The following is a 16,401-nucleotide window of genomic DNA, read 5'->3' as shown; positions in this document are numbered from 1 at the left end:
ACCACCACCGCAGACCGGTCCGCCAAGCCGAAACCACCACTGCAGCCCAGAAGGCTTCCTGGCCCTCAGTCATACCGGCCCATTCCTGCGCAGGCGTGATCGAGGACAGTTGTACGGCTCGCTATAGTCTCACGCCATGCAGCTGCGCCTGGAGCCCCGGAGCCTCACGCACCCGGACGCCGAGAAGCTGATCTCGGAGATCCAGCAGGAGTACCTCGTCCGGTACGGGCAGCCCGATCACACCCCGGTGCGCGCTGAGCAGTTCAGCCCCCCGCACGGCCGGTTCCTCGTGGGGTACCTCGGCGACGAGCCGGTTGCGTGTGGCGGGTGGCGTTCCGGCGGGGAGCTCGCGGGCGAGCTACGGGACACGGACGCGGAGATGAAGCGGCTCTACGTGGCCACCGGCGCGCGTGGACGGGGTTTCGCGCGGACGATCGTGCGGGTACTGGAACGCACCGCGCGGGAGGCAGGCAAGCGCAGGATGGTGCTCGAGACGGGGACCGAGCAGCCGGAGGCGGTAGAGCTGTACACCTCGGTCGGCTACGCCGGTATTCCCACGTACGGGCTGCACAAGTGGGATCCGGCCAGCGTCTGCCTCGCGAAGCCACTGCTGGATACCGCACGCGATCCCGACACGCGATAACCATCCCGGGCTGCAGAGCGCGGACGACACGCCGGTAACCTTCGGCCCGTGTCCGTCGACAATGCTGGTGCGCCGAGACGAGGTCGGGGCAACGAACCGGGAGACGCGAGCGGGGACGGTCCGGGCGGCCCGGGACCGGTGCCCGTCCGCCCGAGCCACACCGAACCCGTGCCGCTGACGACGCTTGTCGCGCGTGCCGATGGGCGGCTGATCCCGGACAGCGGGGGGACCGAGACCGCCGTCACGGGCGCGACGCTGCGCGCCCATCAGGTGCGGCCGGGAGATCTGTACGCCGCGCTGCCCGGCGCCCACGCGCACGGGGCCGACTTCGCGGCTGAGGCGATCGCCGCGGGAGCCGCGGCGATCCTCACCGACCAGGACGGCGCCGACCGGGCAACGGTACGCGACTGTGACCTTGCTGTGGTGCTGCACGACGATCCGCGCGCCGTGCTCGGTGACATGGCCGCCTGGATCTACGGTGAACCGTCCCTGCAGCTGTCGGTGCTGGGCATCACGGGGACGTCGGGCAAGACCACGAGCGTGTACCTCGTGGAGTCGGGACTGCGGGCCGCCGGGCTGCGCACGGGCCTGATCGGGACCGTGGAGACCCGGGTCGCCGGTGAGCGCCTCACCAGCGCTTTCACCACGCCCGAGGCGCCGGACCTGCAGGCGCTGTTCGGCGTGATGCTCGAGCACGGGGTCACGCATGTCCCGATGGAGGTCTCCAGCCACGCGCTCTCGCTCGGCCGAGTGCGAGGTACGCGGTTCACGGTGGGTGCCTTCACCAACCTCTCGCAGGACCATCTCGACTTCCACCGGGACATGGAGGAGTACTTCGACGCCAAGGCCATCCTGTTCGACGGCCGTTCGACGACCGAGATCGTCGTCGTCGACAGCGCGTGGGGGCAGGCACTCGTCCGTCCCCATACGATCACCGTCGGCGTCGACCCGGCCACGGGTGCTGCGTGGACAGCGGAGCTGCGCGCCACCAGCAGCACGGGCGCGCAATCCGTCGTGCTGTACGGGCCCGCGGGGCAGCGGATCAGCACGACGCTGAACCTGCCAGGCGAGTTCAACGTGACCAACGCGCTGCTCGCCGCCGCCGTGCTGGACGCCGTCGGGGTCGCACAGGAGCACATCGCCACCGGGCTGGCCGAGGCGCAGGTTCCCGGCCGGATGGAACGGGTGGATGAGGGGCAGGACTTCACGGCGGTCGTCGACTACGCGCACAAGCCTGCCGCCGTGGCGCTGTCCCTCGACGCGTTGCGCGCGCAGACGTCGGGGCGGATCATCACGGTGCTCGGCTGCGGAGGCGACCGCGACGTCACGAAACGCCCGATGATGGGTGAGGCGGCGGTCCGTCGCAGTGACGTCCTGATCGTCACCGACGACAACCCGCGCAGCGAGGACGCCGCTGCGATCCGTTCAGCGATGCTCACCGGCGCGCGGATGGTCGGGCCGTCACAGGGCGGTGAGGTGGTCGAGATCGGTGACCGCCGCGAGGCGATCGGTCACGCCGTCGCGATCGCCTCGCAGGGAGATGTCGTGTTCGTCGCTGGCAAGGGACACGAGTCGGGCCAGGAGGTCGGCGGGGTCGTGCATCCGTTCTCGGATCGGGAGGAGCTCACGGCCGCCCTGCGCAGACGAATCGAGGGGCACGAGTGATCACACTGACGCTTGCGGAGATCGCCGAGATCACCGGTGGCAGGTTGCATCGCAGCGATGGCAGCGAGCCGGTGACCGCGCCGGTCGAGTTCGACTCCAGGAAGATCGCGCCGGGTGGGTTGTTCGTCGCGCTGCCCGGTGAGCGCGTCGACGGGCACACCTTCGCCGCCGCCGCGGCCGCGGCCGGAGCGGCCGGGGTGCTGGCCGCGCGCGAGGTGGATGCGCCCGCGGTCGTCGTGCCGCCCGCCCCGGATGCGGCGGCGGGTAGCAGGTCGGTCGCGCTGGCAGGCGACACCGACGGTTCCGGCGCGGCGGTCCTCACGGCACTCGGCAAGCTCGCCAGGTACGCCGTGCTCCGGTTGTCCGCCGGCTCGCTCACCGTCGTCGGCATCACCGGTTCCTCCGGCAAGACATCCACCAAGGACGTCATCGCGCAGCTGCTCGAGCCGCTCGGGCCGACCATCGCCCCGCCGGGATCGTTCAACAACGAGCTCGGGCACCCGTGGACGGTGCTGCGGGCCGACGAGACGACGCGGCACCTGGTCCTGGAGCTGTCCGCGCGAGGCGTGGGACACATCGCTGAGCTGGCCGAGCTCGCTCCGCCGCGGATCGGCGTGGTCCTCAACGTCGGCAGCGCCCACGTCGGCGAGTTCGGGTCCCGTGAGGGCATCGCGGCGACCAAGGGCGAGCTCGTGGAGGCGTTGCCTGCCGCAGGCGACGGTGGGGTAGCGGTACTCAACGCGGACGACCCGCTCGTCGCGGCGATGAGCGAACGGACAGCGGCCAGGGTGGTCACGGTCGGTACCTCGGCGGACGCCGAGGTACGTGCCGAGCACGTCCGGCTCGACGAGCAGGCCCGCCCGCGCTTCGACCTGGTCACACCACACGGCAGGGCGGAGGTATCCCTGCCCCTGCACGGCGAGCACTACGTCGCCAACGCCCTCGCGGCCGCGGCGACCGCGCTCGAGCTGGGTAGCGGCGTCGACGAGGTGGCACAGCGGCTGTCGGCCGTGCGGCGCCGGTCCGAACGCAGGATGCAGGTCGACACGCGGGCGGACGGCCTCACCGTGATCAACGACTCGTACAACGCCAACCCGGAGTCGGTACGCGCGGCGCTCAAGACACTCGCCTCGATGAGCGCCGCGCGGCGGTCCTCCGGCGGGCGTTCCTGGGCGGTCCTCGGCGCGATGGCCGAGCTCGGCGACGACAGCGTCGCCGCGCACGACGAGATCGGCAGGCTCGCCGTGCGGTTGAACATCGACCGGCTCGTCGTGGTCGGGGACCAGGCGGCCGCGATGCATCAGGGAGCCTGCCACGAAGGGTCCTGGGGACGGGAGTCGATCCTCGTGCCCGACGCCGACTCCGCGACCGGGCTGCTCCGCGACGAGTTGACAGGAGATGACGTGATCCTTGTGAAGGCCTCCAAGGTAGCCGAGCTGTGGCGCGTCGCCGACGCGCTGCTGAGCTCCCCGTCCGAGGTGTCGGCGCCGCGGGACGGTGGTAACGCGTGATCAGCATCCTGATCGCAGCCTCGGTGGGCCTGCTCGTCTCGATCATGCTCACCCCGTACCTGATCAGGGCGTTCTCCAAGCAGGGATTCGGCCAGGAGATCAGGGAGGAAGGCCCGGAAGGTCACCAGTCCAAGCGCGGGACACCCACGATGGGTGGGGTCTCGATCATCGTGGCGACGCTGGTGGGCTACGGCGTGGCGCACCTGCTCCGGTGGGTCTCCTCTGCCGACGGCGGTAGCCCCTCCGCCTCGGGCCTGCTCGTGCTGTTCTTGGCCAGCGGCCTGGGACTGGTCGGTTTCCTCGACGACTTCATCAAGGTACGCAGGCAGCGCAACCTCGGGCTGAACAAGACGTCGAAGCTGGTCGGCCAGCTGGTCGTGGCCGTGGTCTTCGCCATACTGGCGATCCAGTTCGCCGACCAGCACGGGCTGTCGCCCGCGTCGACCAACCTGTCCTACGTGCGCGACCTCGCGGTGATCGCGTTCCCGATCCCGGTGTTCGTCCTCTTCTGCTACCTGCTGATCGCCGCCTGGTCGAACGCGGTGAATTTCACCGACGGGCTCGACGGGCTCGCCGGTGGCGCGGCATCGATGGTGCTCGGCACCTACGTGGTGATCTCGTTCTGGCAGGCACGGCTGTCCTGCGCGGAGACCCCGCAGCCCGCGTGCTACGACGTGCGTGACCCCCTCGACCTCGCCGTCGTCGCCGCCGCGGCCACCGGTGGGTGTATCGGCTTTCTGTGGTGGAACGCCGCTCCGGCGAAGATCTTCATGGGCGACACGGGGTCCCTCGCGCTCGGTGGTCTGATCGCCGGCCTGTCGGTGACCACACGGACCGAGCTGCTCGCGATCGTGATCGGCGGGCTGTTCGTGGTCGAGATGGTGTCGGTGGTCGTGCAGATCGCGGTCTTTCGCACCACGCGACGGCGGCTGTTCCGGATGGCGCCGTTCCACCACCACTTCGAGCTCGCCGGCTGGGCGGAAACGACCGTGATCATCCGGTTCTGGTTGCTGGCCGCCATCTGTTGCATGTTCGGGCTCGGCCTGTTCTACAGCGAGCAACTCGCCGCCGTGGGTGGGTGAGCTCGTGGACAGCTGGACGGGTCGTCGTGTCCTGGTGGCCGGGGCGGGAGTGACCGGGTTGTCGGTGACTCGCGCGCTGGTGGAGGCCGGTGCGCTTGTCACGGTGACCGACGAGAACGAGGAGCGGCTGGCCTCGGTCACCGGCACCGGTGCCGAGTGCGTGCCGCGACTGGCTTCCCCCGCCGAGGGCACGGACCTCGTGGTGACCAGCCCGGGCTGGCGGCCGTCGAGCCCGCTGCTGCGGGCGGCGCGCGACGCCGGTATCGACGTGATCGGCGACGTCGAGCTGGCCTGGCGCCTCGGGCGCACGGCCGAGCGACCCCCGGCATGGCTGGTGGTGACCGGGACCAACGGCAAGTCCACAGCGGTGAGCATGCTCGCCGAGATGCTTCGTGCCGCGGGGCTGCAGGCCGTGGCCTGCGGAAACGTCGGTTTCGCTGTCACAGACGCCGTGCGGGCCGGTTACCCGGTCCTCGCCGTCGAGCTGTCCAGCTTCCAGCTGCATTGGAGCCGGAGCCTCGCACCGCACGCCTCTGTCGTGCTCAACGTGGCCGAGGACCATCTGGACTGGCACGGGTCCTTCGACGACTACGCCGCGGCCAAGGGGCGGATTCACGAGCGGACCGCGATCGCCGTCCACAACGCCGATGACCCGGTCTCCCGGCGACTGGCCGGGGAGTACGCGCCCGCAGGCGCAGGCCGGGTCGGGTTCACCGGCGCCGTGCCACGCGCGGGGGAGCTCGGGGTCGATGAGGAGATGCTCGTCGACCGCGCGTTCGACGACGCGGGGCACGCGCACCCGGTGCCCGAGGGTGGCTCCGGGGGAGGTGCTCCTGCCGGGGGTGAGCTGTGCGCGGTGTCCGAGGTGATGCCGCCGGGGCCGCACAACGTACTCAACGCGCTCGCCGCGGCGGCCCTGGCACGCTCGTACGGCGTCAGCCGCGGGGCGGTCCGCGCGGGCCTACTGGCCTTCCAGCCCGGTGATCACCGGTCCGTGCAGGTCGCGGAGATCGGCGGGGTACGTTTCGTCAACGACTCCAAGGCGACGAACCCGCACGCGGCCGCCGGTTCGTTGGCTGCCTACGAGCATGTCGTGTGGATCGCGGGTGGCCAGCTCAAGGGCGCCTCCGTGGCCACGGTCGATGCCCTCGTCGCCTCGAACGCCCACCGGCTGCGTGGCGCGGTCGTCATCGGTGCGGACGCCGAGGTCATCGCGGAAGCACTCGCGCGACACGCGCCGGATGTTCCCGTGAATCGTTGCCGTTCGGGTGACGATGGAACGATGAACGCGGCGGTGCGTGCGGCAAGCTCGATGGCTCGACCGGGTGACGTGGTGCTGCTGGCTCCCGCCGCCGCCTCACTGGACATGTTCCACAGCTACGCACACCGCGGTGAGGCGTTCGCTGAGGCGGTACGTGCGCTGGGCGGGTAAGGCCAGTGGCCGCGGAGAGACGAACTGCGCAGGGGAAGACGGTGCGGAACCGGAGGTCCCGCGGACCGGTCGCGACGCGACTGGTGGCGGTGCGCACCGTGCTGACGGCATGGCTGTCCCGACCGCTGGCTTCGTTCCACCTTGTGCTCGCGCTCAGCGGGCTGCTCACCGTGATCGGCATCGTGATGGTGCTGTCCGCCTCCTCACCGGCATCGGGGGCGGGCGGCCACGTCTACGAGCTGTTCGGCAAGCACGTGATGTACGTGGCCGTTGGCGCGGTCGTGTTCTGGGTCGGCCTGCGGGTACGGCTACGCCTGATCCGGCAGATGGCTCCTGTCCTGCTGCTGCTCAGCGTCGGCATGCTCGCGCTCGTGCTGAGCCCGATGGGCACGGTCGCGTTCGGCGCACAGCGCTCGTTCGCGTTCGGCCCGGTGTCCGTGCAGCCGGTCGAGGTCGCCAAGCTGGCGTTGGCACTGTGGGGCGCACACATCCTCGTCAGCAAATCCACCCTGCTGCACCAGTGGCGGCATCTGCTCGTCCCGCTCGTTCCGGTGGCACTGGTGATGTTCGCCCTGGTGATCGCCCAACCCGACCTGGGTAGCACGGTCAGCCTCGGCGTCGTCCTGCTGGCGTTGTTGTGGTTCGCGGGCGCGCCGAAGCGGCTGTTCGCGATCGTCGCAGGAGCCGCCGCGCTCGGCGTCGCCGTGCTCGCTGTCGTGGCGCCGTACCGGCTAGCCAGGGTGATGAGCTTCCTGAACCCGGACGCGGACCCGCAGGGCACCGGCTGGCAGGCCACGCAGGCGATGTTCGCGCTGGCGGACGGCGGCCTGTTCGGTGCGGGGCTCGGGCAGGGCGCCTCGAAGTGGCAGTACCTGCCGAACGTGCATCACGACTTCATCTTCGCGCTCATCGGTGAGGAGCTCGGTCTCATCGGTGCCGCTGTGGTCATCGGGTTGTACGCCGCGGTGGCGATCGTCGGCCTGCGGGTGGCGGCACGCAACCTCGACCCGTGGATCCGTATCGTCGCGGGAACCCTGACGGTGTGGCTCGTCGGGCAGGCCGGGATCAACATCGGCTATGTCGTGGGGCTGCTGCCCATTACGGGGATCCCGCTACCGATGATCTCCTACGGCGGTACCTCCCTCGTGACCACGATGTTCGTGTTCGGTGTGCTCGCGAACTGTGCCCGCCACGAACCCGAGGCAGTGGCCGCGCTGCGCAACCAGGGACCGGGCAAGTTCGGTAGGCTGCTGCGGCTGCCCGCTCCCGAGCCGTACCGCCCCCAGTCACGACGTAAGGCGACGAGCCGTACGGGTGGCCAGCGTGGTGGGAGCCCTGCGAAGAAGGCACCCACCACTGCGCAGCGGCGCCGTGGTCCCGGGAGCCATACGGGCAGGCAGGCGAGGAGCACGGCGTACTCGCGGTCGGGCAGGCGGGGACGTCCCTGACGGCTGCGGGTGAGCCGCGGGCAGCGCGCGGGGCCCGGACATGGTGGTACGGCAACGACGACGAGGACGTGGAGGACGGACGTGACGGCGCCCACAGTGGTTGTGGCCGGCGGCGGAACAGCCGGTCATATCGAGCCCGCGCTCGCGCTGGCCGACGCGGTACGGCGGCTGCGGCCCGAGGCGAGGGTGGTCGCCCTGGGGACCGAGCGCGGGTTGGAGACCACCCTGGTGCCCGACCGCGGCTACCCGCTCGAGCTGATCCCCCCGGTGCCGATGCCCCGCAAGCTCGGTGCGGAGCTACTGCGCATGCCCGCGAAGGTGCGCCGGTCGGTGCGTTCGACCCGGGAGGTGCTCAGCAGGGTGGGCGCCGACGTGGTCGTCGGTTTCGGTGGCTACGTGGCGCTGCCGGCCTACCTCGCCGCCCGGGGCCGGGTCCCCATCGTGGTGCACGAGGCGAACCAGCGGCCCGGCCTGGCCAATCGTGTCGGAGCGCGGCTGGCCGAGCGGGTAGCGATTGCCGTGCCGGGCACGCCGTTGCGGGGCGCCGAGCTCGTCGGGATGCCGCTGCGGGAGTCCATCACGGGGCTGGACCGGGCAGGCCTGCGGGCGCGGGCGCGGGAGCACTTCGGGCTCGACCCGGACGCTCCCACCCTGCTCGTCGTCGGCGGCTCGCAGGGCGCTCGCTCCCTGAACGAGGCCGTCTCCGGCGCGGCAGCCGCGCTCGGCGAGGCCGGTATCGGCGTGTTGCACGCGCACGGCCCGAAGAACACGCTGACCGTTCCCGCGAAACCGGGTGCGCCCGCGTACGTCACGGTGCCCTATCTCGAGCGCATGGACCTCGCCTACGCGGCGGCCGATGCGGTGCTGTGCCGTTCCGGGGCCATGACGGTCGCCGAGGTCTCTGCCGTCGGGCTTCCGGCGATCTTCGTTCCGCTGCCGCACGGGAACCGTGAGCAGGAGGTCAACGCGCGACCCGCGGTGCGCGCGGGAGCGGCGATCACGGTCGACGACGCCGAGCTCGGTCCGGACTGGGTGGCCGAGCACGTGGTGCCGATGGTGGCCGATGCGAGCCGGTTGGGGACAATGAGTGGGGCGGCCGCGGGTCTCGGCCATCGCAGCGCCGACCGGGTGCTGGCAACGATGGTGCTGGAGGCCTGCGGTGCCTGACTCGAGTCGCGATGTGAGGAGCCCCACGATGCCAGTTCCCGAGCGCCTGCGACGTGCACACCTGATCGGCATCGGTGGTGCGGGAATGAGCGGTATCGCCCGCATCCTGCTGGCACGGGGCGGCACCGTCAGCGGGTCGGACGCGAAGGACTCGCGAGCCTTCATGACCCTGCGCGCGCAGGGTGCGGTGATCGCGATAGGTCAGGACGCGCGGAACCTCGACGGCGCAGGTGACGAGCCGACAGCCGTGATCGTCTCGACAGCCATCAAGGAGAGCAACCCTGAGCTGGCAGCGGCCCGCGCTCGTGGCATCACGGTGCTGCACAGGGCCGACGCGCTCGCGCTGCTGATGGACGGCCACACCGTCGCGTGCATCACCGGGACGCACGGCAAGACGTCCACGACGTCGATGCTGACCGTGGCGTTGCAGCACTGCCGCCTCGATCCGTCCTTCGCGATCGGCGGCGACCTCAACGAGTCGGGAGCCAACGCGCATCACGGCAGCGGCGGCATGTTCGTCGCCGAGGCCGATGAGAGCGACGGCTCGTTCCTGTCGTACGCGCCGTCCGTCGCGGTGATCACCAACATCGAGCCCGACCACCTGGATCACCACGGAACATCCGAGGCGTACGGGGCGACCTTCGAGGGGTTCGTCAGCCGTATCCGCGCCGGCGGCGTGCTCGTGGTGTGCTCGGACGACCCGGAGGCCGAGCGACTGGCACGCGAGGCCGGGTCGCGGGGCCTGCTCGCCGACGGGGTACGTGTGCGGCGGTACGGCCGCACGGCCACGGGTTTCACCGACGCCCGCGTGCTGGACTACACGGCAGGCGGTGACGAAGGGGGGAGCGTGCGCCTTGAGATGCGTGGCGAGGAGTTCTCCCTCACCGTTCCGGTGGCCGGCGAGCACATGGCGTTCAACGCCGTCGCCGCGTTGCTCGCGGGGGAGGAGCTCGGCGCGCCGCAGCACGAGCTTCTGGAGGGGCTGGCCGCGTTCTCGGGCGTGAGCAGGCGTTTCGAGTTCAAGGGCCGCGCGGGAGCGGTTCGGGTCTACGACGACTACGCGCACCACCCGACGGAGGTGGCGGCCCAGCTGCGCGCGGCCCGGCACGCCGCCGACCGCGGGCGCGTGCTCGTGGTGTTCCAGCCACACCTGTACTCACGCACCGCGGCGTTCGCCGGGGAGTTCGCCGCCGCGCTCGGCCTCGCCGACGAGGTGGTGACGCTGGACGTCTACGGGGCGAGGGAGGAGCCGGTGCCGGGTGTGACCGGCGCGCTGATCTCGGACCGGATCACCGGTGCCGTGGCGCACTACGAGCCGGCGTTCGACCGGGCGGCCGAGCTGGCGGCCGGGCTGGCACGGCCGGGTGACCTGTTGATCACCATGGGCGCCGGGGACGTCACCCAGCTCGGCCCGGAGATCATCAGGCAGCTGGACGATCGCGACACGGTTCCGGCGGTCGTACACGCCCGTGAGGAGTAGCCGGTGGCGAGCACGCGCCGACGTGGGACCGCTACACGTAAGGCTCGGGCGCGCCCGTCGCGCGGCCGGATCTTCCTGCGCAGGACCGTGGCCGTGCTGTGCGTGCTCGCGGTCGGCGGCCTGGGTTATGTCGTGCTGTTCACCTCGCTGCTCGGAGTCCGCGACGTCGAGGTGACGGGGCTCGACCGGGTCGAGGAGGAGGCGGTCGTCGAGCTCGCTGGGATCCCGGACCAGCGTCCTATGCTGCGCGTGGACACCGACGAGGTGGCTGAACGGGTCGTCGAACTGGACGAGCTGGCACTCGCCGAGGTATCGCGGTCCTGGCCCGCCACCATCTCGATCGAGGTCGTCGAACGGGAGCCGGTGGCGTTCTTCGCCGCGTTCGACGGCACCCGCCTCGTCGACGAGCACGGGGTGCCGTTCCACGAGGTCGACTCGGCCCCTGCTGGGCTGCCCGAACTGGACCTGGACTCGGTGTCCTCGGACGACGACACGACGCGTGCTGTCATGACCGTGCTGACGGGCTTACCGAAGGAGCTCCGCGAGTCGGTCGAGGTGATCGGCGCGGACTCGCCAGGCAGCATCGAGTTCGGGCTCACCGGCGGGGAGACGGTGCGCTGGGGTGACAGGGAGCAGATGGAGCGCAAGGTCAAGGTTCTCGACGCCATTCTTTCCCGGCCCGGCGAGGTCTACGACGTCTCGAGCCCCGAGCTGCCCACCGTCTCGTAGTCGCCGGACGGCGGCGAGCCGCGCGGCGAGGCGCGGGGCGAGACGGGGTGGTGGCCGAGTGAGTGTCGTCATAGCAACAACTTTCAGGCGAGACACCCGGCGTGGCTGCTGGATTCACCGGAAGTCGATGCTTACCGTCCAGAACCAGCGTCAGAAGTTGACATAATTCTGAACCTCATGTTGAGGTCGAGGGTTTTTCCCGGGCGTCACAGGTCCGGGGCGGTCGACTTCGGACGTCGAAGCAGCGGAGACCTCAAGCCACGATCAGGAAGGCGGACCCGATGACGCCCCCGCACAACTACCTCGCGGTGATCAAAGTCGTCGGTATCGGCGGCGGTGGTGTGAATGCTGTGAACCGCATGATCGAGGTCGGCCTCAAGGGGGTCGAGTTCATCGCGGTGAACACCGACGCCCAAGCATTGTTGATGTCGGACGCCGACGTGAAGCTGGACATCGGCAGGGAGCTCACGCGCGGTCTCGGCGCCGGTGCCGCCCCGGACGTCGGTCAGCGTGCCGCCGAGGACCATCGTGACGAGATCGAGGAGGTCCTCAAGGGCGCGGACATGGTGTTCGTGACCGCGGGCGAAGGCGGCGGTACCGGTACCGGGGGAGCGCCGGTGGTCGCGCAGGTGGCGCGCAAGCTCGGCGCGCTGACCATCGGCGTGGTGACGCGCCCGTTCTCGTTCGAGGGCAAGCGGCGCGGCTCGCAGGCCGAGGACGGGATCCAGGAGCTGCGCAACGAGTGCGACACGCTGATCGTCATCCCGAACGACCGGCTGCTGCAGCTCGGCGACATCGGCGTCTCGCTGATGGATGCCTTCCGGTCGGCCGATGAGGTCCTGCTGTCGGGTGTGCAGGGCATCACCGACCTCATCACGACGCCGGGTCTGATCAACCTCGACTTCGCCGACGTCAAGAGCGTGATGTCGGGTGCGGGCAGCGCGCTGATGGGGATCGGATCCGCACGTGGCGAGGGCAGGGCCGTGCAGGCCGCGGAGAAGGCGATCAACTCCCCGCTGCTCGAGGCCTCGATGGACGGCGCGCACGGGGCACTGCTGTCCATCGCGGGCGGCTCGGACCTGGGGCTGTTCGAGATCAACGAGGCGGCGTCGCTCGTGCAGGAGTCCGCGCACCCGGAAGCGAACATCATCTTCGGCACGATCATCGACGACTCGCTCGGTGACGAGGTCCGCGTGACGGTGATAGCCGCAGGCTTCGACGCAGGCGCGCCGACGCACAAGAAGTTGGATCCACCGGCAGTGGCCTCCTCCACGTCGACGTCCACGGCATCGGCGGAGTCCGGCACGGTTGGCGGCGGCGCGGAACGCTCCTCCGGGGCCAGGCAGGCAGAGCAGGGTAGGCCCGCCGCGCGGCAGGAGCCCGCCGCGGGCGGCGGTGCCGGTGCCGCGGGCTCGACCGGATCCACAGGGGCCGCAGGGCCTGCCGCGCAAGGCAGTGGCTTGCCGCAGCCCGGGGCAGGCGGTGCGGTGAGCAACGGTGGCTCGCGGGGGAGCCTGCCCAACAGGGCTGTTCCGGTTACCGATGACTCCGAGGACGACGACGTGGACGTCCCACCCTTCATGCGGCGTTAGGATCAGCCGGCCCACCCGGTTTCTCGGCGACGGCTGTCGCCCCCACGTGGTGCGCTCGCGGCGAGCCGCGTGCCCCGGTCGCGTGCCCTGTCCATCGGTGCCTGGCACGCGGCCGACTAAGGTATGAGGCAGCCGAGGAGGGCCCCAGCTGGCGAGTCCCGGCTGGCGAGCCGCGCAAACGAGGAACGCGACCGGGAGGCAGGGCGTGCGGATACGTCGAGTGGTCACGACGCGCGCGGGTGGGTACTCGAGCCCGCCGTACGACTCGTTCAACCTCGGTGACGAGGTCGGCGATGACCCGGCCGCGGTGGCTGCCAACCGCAAACGTCTCGCGACCGAGCTCGGGCTCGCCGAGGATCGCGTCACGTGGATGGAGCAGGTACACGGTCGGACGGTCCGCGTCGTCGACGGCCCCCTCGACGGGCCCGCGGAGGCGACGGATGTGCTGGTGACGGCCGAACGGGACCTCGCGCTCGTTGCGCTGGTCGCGGACTGCGTGCCGGTCCTGCTCGCCGACCCCGAAGCGGGCGTGGCCGCCGCGGCGCACGCCGGCCGTGTCGGCGCGCGTGTGGGTGTGATCCCTGCGGCGCTGGAGGCGATGTACTCGCTCGGCGCGCAGGCATCCCGCGTCGAGGTGCTGCTCGGGCCGGCCATCTGCGGGCAGTGCTACGAGGTTCCGCGCGAGATGGCCGCCGATGTCGAGCGACACCTTCCGGGTAGCGCGTGCCGCACCGCGAACGGGACGACCGGTATCGACCTGCGGTCCGGGCTCTGGAACCAGCTCGCGGAGGCGGGCATCGGAAGTGTCGGGGTGGACCCTCGCTGTACGGCGGAGGACGAGTCGCTGTTCAGCTACCGCAGGCAGGGCACGACCGGCCGGATCGCCGCGGTGACGTGGGTCGGTTCCGCGTGACCGGCACGGCGGGCGAGCGGGAGGCGCAGCTGCGCGCGGCGCTGGAAGCGGTGCGCGCGCGGGTCGACAGGGCGTGCGTGTCGGCGGGGAGGGACCCCGGTGAGGTCCGGCTGCTGGCTGTCACCAAGACGTTCCCGGCATCGGATGTCGCGCTGCTGTCCGATCTGGGGGTGCGTGACTTCGCGGAGAACAAGGACCAGGAGGCCGGTGCCAAGGCCGCCGAGCTCGCGTCGCTGCGACCGGACGCGGACGTGCGGTGGCACATGGTCGGCCGGCTGCAGCGCAACAAGGCGCGCACGGTCGTACGGTGGGCCGACGAGGTGCAGTCCGTCGACTCGGTGAAGGTGGCTACCGCGCTCGATCGGGCGGTCGCCACCGCTCGGGAGCGCGGGTCGCGTACGCGATCGCTGGATGTGCTGGTGCAGGTGAGCCTGGATGATGCGCCGCATCGTGGCGGTTGCCCGCAGGAAGAACTGCCGGAACTAGTGAGTAAAATCACTCAGATGAATGAATTGCGTGTTCGCGGAGTGATGACGGTTGCCCCGTATGGGGTGAATCACGATGCCACTTTTGCGCGATTCGCAAGAATTTTTCGCCAGCTTCGTGAGGATTATCCCGATCTCGACGAGGTCTCGGCAGGGATGAGCGGAGATCTCGAGTCGGCCGTGGCACACGGCTCCACGTGTGTGCGTGTCGGAACCGCGTTGCTCGGGGGGCGAGAGCTAGCCTCGCGTGAGTGACGGTGGGGCGCTACCCCGAAATCGCGGAGGAGAGCATGAGCACGCTGCAGAGGCTGAAAGCCTACTTCGGGATGATCCCAGCCGACGATGAGGGGTATGACGACTACCCGGCTCACCAGGGCTACCGCTACGACTATCGGGAGGACTACCGGGACGACTACCGGGACGATGAGGGATACGTGGCGGAGGAGCCGCCGCACCGGGGGCGTGGCGGCTACCGCATGCGCGCCGACCCGCTCGACGAACCGAACGTGCCTGTCCGCGGCCGGGGCCGCGGGTCAGCGGGCGAGCCGGCGGTGGCCGGGGCGTTGGCGATGGACCGGCAGCCTGAGCAGGTTACCCGGCTGCGTTCCGTGCCCGAGTACAGTGCCCAGCCCGCCGCTCCACCCGCACGTGACCCGCTGAGCAGGATCGTCACCCTGCATCCGAGTGGCTACAGTGAGGCGCGTGAGATCGGCGAGCACTTCCGGGACGGCAGCCCGGTGATCATGAATCTCACCGAGATGGAGAACGCGGACGCCAAGCGGTTGGTGGACTTCGCCGCTGGTCTCGCCTTCGCTCTCCAGGGCTCGATCGACAAGGTTACGAACAAGGTCTTCCTGCTCTCACCCCCCGACATCGATGTCTCGGCAGAGGATCGTCGGCGGATTGCCGAGGGCGGGTTGTTCCTCCGTCGCTGAGAAGTGGCAGAGTTAGGCTCGTGGAACTGGTCTTTCAAGTCGTCTACTATGTGCTGTTCGTCTACTGGCTCGTCCTCCTGGCGCGAGTGGTGGCCGAGCTCGTACGGGCGTTCGCCCGTGAGTGGCGTCCAGCGGGAGGGGTTGCGGTAACGCTCGAGACCATCTACACAGTGACCGACCCACCTGTCCGAGCGCTCCGTCGGATCATTCCGACTGTGCGGATCGGCAACGTGGGGCTGGACTTATCGATTATGGTGCTGTTGTTGGTTGTGTTCATACTGATGCAACTGGCGTCATCCGGTGCCCAGTGAAGGGACCGGGTATCGTGCAGGCCTGGAGTGCGTGAGGTGATCAGATGTCCTTGACCCCCGCTGACGTGCACAATGTCGCGTTCAGCAAGCCACCGATTGGCAAACGGGGCTACAACGAGGACGAGGTGGACGCCTTCCTCGACCTGGTGGAGACCGAACTTGCCCGCTTGATCGAGGAAAACAACGAGCTGCGTCAACAGGTCGAACAGCTCGATGCCGAGCTGCAGTCGGCACGCAGTGAGGTTCAGCAGGGCGCGAACTCGGGCGCTCCGGCTGCACAGCCGGCTCGTCAGGAGCCTGCGCAGCACGAACCTGCGCGTCAGGAGGAGCCCGCGCGGCGCCTCACCTCGGTCCCGGCCCCGTCGGCGTTGGAGCAGACCCAGGAGCACGCCGGGCTGGGCGGCGGCGACGGCGGTGAGCCGAACGTGCAGGCGGCGAAGGTGCTCGGGCTCGCCCAGGAGATGGCCGACCGGTTGACGGTCGAGGCCAAGGCCGAGTCCGATGGCATGCTCGCCGAGGCGCGTACCAAGTCGGAGCAGTTGCTCTCGGAGGCTCGCTCGAAGGCCGACTCGATGGTCAACGAGGCTCGGACCCGGGCAGAGACGATGCTCAACGACGCACGTACGCGAGCGGAGACGATCGAGCGGCAGTCCAGGGACAAGGCCGCGACCATGGAGCGCGAGGCGCAGCGCAAGTACACCGAGTCGATGAACGCGCTGACAGCGGAGAAGGATGCCCTGAGCAAGAAGATCGACGAGCTGCGCACGATCGAGCGCGAGTACCGTACGAGGCTGCGGGGCTTCTTGGAGTCCCAGTTGCGCGAGCTCGACGATCGTGGTTCGGCCGCACCGTCCTCGGCACCGTCGTCCAGCGGTTCGACAGGTGAGTCCAACTCGTCCTCCGCGGGCGGTGGTGCGAGCAATCAGGGATTCTCGTTCGGCCCGCGCGCCGAGGCAGGCTAGCGGGGAACGGGCGAAGCCGTGCCGGAAACGTCCTCACGCCCGAGCT

Annotated in this window: 15 protein-coding genes; all 15 read left to right on the top strand. The window is 70.0% G+C overall.

The window, feature by feature from the left end; genetic code table 11:
- Nucleotides 1-136 precede the first annotated feature (136 nt).
- On the top strand, nt 137-643 hold the full coding sequence (locus H0B56_RS05380) for a GNAT family N-acetyltransferase (protein ID WP_180891831.1): 507 nt from the start codon (nt 137-139) through the stop codon (nt 641-643).
- A 138-nt stretch (nt 644-781) separates the two neighbouring features.
- Nucleotides 782-2,308 carry a UDP-N-acetylmuramoyl-L-alanyl-D-glutamate--2,6-diaminopimelate ligase gene (locus tag H0B56_RS05375; RefSeq protein ID WP_180892348.1) on the top strand — a complete coding sequence of 509 codons (1,527 nt, stop codon included), beginning with the start codon at nt 782-784 and terminating at the stop codon, nt 2,306-2,308.
- The gene (locus H0B56_RS05370) at nt 2,305-3,819 is read left to right on the top strand and encodes a UDP-N-acetylmuramoyl-tripeptide--D-alanyl-D-alanine ligase (RefSeq protein ID WP_180891830.1); all 1,515 of its coding nucleotides are present in this window, start codon (nt 2,305-2,307) and stop codon (nt 3,817-3,819) included. Before H0B56_RS05375 ends, H0B56_RS05370 begins: the two co-directional genes overlap by 4 nt.
- Nucleotides 3,816-4,901 (top strand): phospho-N-acetylmuramoyl-pentapeptide-transferase, encoded by a 1,086-nt coding sequence (gene mraY, locus H0B56_RS05365; protein ID WP_180891829.1) that lies wholly within the window; start codon nt 3,816-3,818, stop codon nt 4,899-4,901. The genes H0B56_RS05370 and mraY overlap by 4 nt, the downstream gene beginning before the upstream one ends.
- A gap of 4 nt (nt 4,902-4,905) precedes the next feature.
- A complete protein-coding gene (murD, locus tag H0B56_RS05360) occupies nt 4,906-6,333 on the top strand; it encodes a UDP-N-acetylmuramoyl-L-alanine--D-glutamate ligase (protein WP_180891828.1) in 1,428 nt (475 codons plus the stop codon).
- Nucleotides 6,334-6,374: 41 nt separating this feature from the next.
- The gene (gene ftsW / locus H0B56_RS05355) at nt 6,375-7,781 is read left to right on the top strand and encodes a putative lipid II flippase FtsW (RefSeq protein WP_343063765.1); all 1,407 of its coding nucleotides are present in this window, start codon (nt 6,375-6,377) and stop codon (nt 7,779-7,781) included.
- An 81-nt stretch (nt 7,782-7,862) separates the two neighbouring features.
- Nucleotides 7,863-8,948: an undecaprenyldiphospho-muramoylpentapeptide beta-N-acetylglucosaminyltransferase gene (gene murG, locus H0B56_RS05350; protein WP_343063764.1), complete on the top strand. Its 1,086-nt coding sequence runs from the start codon at nt 7,863-7,865 to the stop codon at nt 8,946-8,948.
- A 28-nt stretch (nt 8,949-8,976) separates the two neighbouring features.
- Complete coding sequence (gene murC / locus H0B56_RS05345) at nt 8,977-10,428, top strand: UDP-N-acetylmuramate--L-alanine ligase (protein WP_180891827.1); 1,452 nt, start codon at nt 8,977-8,979, stop codon at nt 10,426-10,428.
- A gap of 3 nt (nt 10,429-10,431) precedes the next feature.
- Nucleotides 10,432-11,157: a cell division protein FtsQ/DivIB gene (locus H0B56_RS05340; RefSeq protein ID WP_180891826.1), complete on the top strand. Its 726-nt coding sequence runs from the start codon at nt 10,432-10,434 to the stop codon at nt 11,155-11,157.
- A gap of 281 nt (nt 11,158-11,438) precedes the next feature.
- On the top strand, nt 11,439-12,749 hold the full coding sequence (gene ftsZ / locus H0B56_RS05335; protein ID WP_180891825.1) for a cell division protein FtsZ: 1,311 nt from the start codon (nt 11,439-11,441) through the stop codon (nt 12,747-12,749).
- 205 nt (nt 12,750-12,954) lie between these two features.
- On the top strand, nt 12,955-13,662 hold the full coding sequence (pgeF, locus tag H0B56_RS05330; protein ID WP_180891824.1) for a peptidoglycan editing factor PgeF: 708 nt from the start codon (nt 12,955-12,957) through the stop codon (nt 13,660-13,662).
- Nucleotides 13,659-14,402 carry a YggS family pyridoxal phosphate-dependent enzyme gene (locus H0B56_RS05325; RefSeq protein WP_343063763.1) on the top strand — a complete coding sequence of 248 codons (744 nt, stop codon included), beginning with the start codon at nt 13,659-13,661 and terminating at the stop codon, nt 14,400-14,402. The genes pgeF and H0B56_RS05325 overlap by 4 nt, the downstream gene beginning before the upstream one ends.
- A gap of 35 nt (nt 14,403-14,437) precedes the next feature.
- Complete coding sequence (locus H0B56_RS05320) at nt 14,438-15,082, top strand: cell division protein SepF (protein ID WP_180891823.1); 645 nt, start codon at nt 14,438-14,440, stop codon at nt 15,080-15,082.
- A 20-nt stretch (nt 15,083-15,102) separates the two neighbouring features.
- Nucleotides 15,103-15,393 carry a YggT family protein gene (locus H0B56_RS05315; protein ID WP_180891822.1) on the top strand — a complete coding sequence of 97 codons (291 nt, stop codon included), beginning with the start codon at nt 15,103-15,105 and terminating at the stop codon, nt 15,391-15,393.
- A gap of 44 nt (nt 15,394-15,437) precedes the next feature.
- Nucleotides 15,438-16,355 carry a DivIVA-like cell division protein Wag31 gene (wag31, locus tag H0B56_RS05310; RefSeq protein WP_180891821.1) on the top strand — a complete coding sequence of 306 codons (918 nt, stop codon included), beginning with the start codon at nt 15,438-15,440 and terminating at the stop codon, nt 16,353-16,355.
- The last annotated feature ends 46 nt before the right edge of the window (nt 16,356-16,401 follow it).

Source organism: Haloechinothrix aidingensis, assembly GCF_013450155.1.
Taxonomy (GTDB): Bacteria; Actinomycetota; Actinomycetes; order Mycobacteriales; family Pseudonocardiaceae; genus Haloechinothrix; species Haloechinothrix aidingensis.
This window is presented reverse-complemented; position numbering and strand designations above follow the sequence as displayed.

Bases quoted from the DNA above. Each gene is read 5' to 3' on its own strand.
- H0B56_RS05380 (WP_180891831.1), top strand. From the start codon at position 137: ATGCAGCTGCGCCTGGAGCCCCGGAGCCTCACGCACCCGGACGCCGAG.
- ftsZ (WP_180891825.1), top strand. From the start codon at position 11,439: ATGACGCCCCCGCACAACTACCTCGCGGTGATCAAAGTCGTCGGTATC.
- murC (WP_180891827.1), top strand. From the start codon at position 8,977: ATGCCAGTTCCCGAGCGCCTGCGACGTGCACACCTGATCGGCATCGGT.
- wag31 (WP_180891821.1), top strand. From the start codon at position 15,438: ATGTCCTTGACCCCCGCTGACGTGCACAATGTCGCGTTCAGCAAGCCA.
- H0B56_RS05320 (WP_180891823.1), top strand. From the start codon at position 14,438: ATGAGCACGCTGCAGAGGCTGAAAGCCTACTTCGGGATGATCCCAGCC.